Below are 749 nucleotides of genomic sequence, written 5' to 3'. Positions count from 1 at the left end.
AACGCTGCTGGAGAGCTCAACGAACTGGACGCGGATGAACAGGCAGACATCTGTGAATCGCTTCACAACCACGCCGATGAGCTTTACCGCAGCTACCTCGCACGTTTCGGGGATGACGGTGAAAAACCTCTGACATATGCAGCTCCCGGAGACGGTCACAGCTTGTCTGTGAGCGATGCCGGGAGCAGACAAGCCCGTCAGGCGCGTCAGCAGGTTTAGCGGGTGTCAGGGCGCAGCCATGACCCAGTCACGTAGCGATAGCGGAGTAGTATACTGACTAATTATAGCGGCGGCAGAGCAGATGGTGAGAGAACAGCGACATATGAGGTGTGAAATGCTGCACAGATACGTAAGGAGAAAATGCAGCTTCCGGCGCTCTTCCGCTTCCTCGCTCACTGACTCGCTGCGCTCGGTCGTTCGGCTGCGGCGAGCGGTGTCTGCTCACGCAAAGACGGATATACGGTTATCCACAGAATCAGGGGATAACACCGGAAAAAACCATGTGAGCAAAAAAAGAGGTCCCCCGAAAAAAAGGCCGCGCCGGTGGCGCTTTTTCCATAGGCTCCGCCCCCCTGACAAGCATCACAAAAAATCGACGCTCAAGTCAGAGGTGGCGAAACCCGACAGGACTTAAAGATACCAGGCGTTTCCCCCTGGTGGCTCCCTCGTGCGCTCTCCTGTTCCTGCCTTTCGGTTTACCGGTGTCATTCCGCTGTTATGGCCGCGTTCGTCTCATTCCACGCCTGACA

General features: G+C 56.2%; 1 protein-coding gene. It reads left to right on the top strand.

Annotation, left to right across the window (positions count from 1 at the left end; translation table 11 throughout):
* On the top strand, positions 1-219 hold a 219-nt coding region (locus CFT61_RS17520; RefSeq protein ID WP_437176837.1), incomplete at its 5' end, for a Rop family plasmid primer RNA-binding protein.
* Positions 220-749 lie beyond the last annotated feature (530 nt).

The organism is Segatella copri, from assembly GCF_002224675.1.
Taxonomy (GTDB): domain Bacteria; phylum Bacteroidota; class Bacteroidia; order Bacteroidales; family Bacteroidaceae; genus Prevotella; species Prevotella copri_U.
Note: the sequence above shows the minus strand (reverse complement) of the source record. Positions and strands in the feature narration are given on the sequence as shown.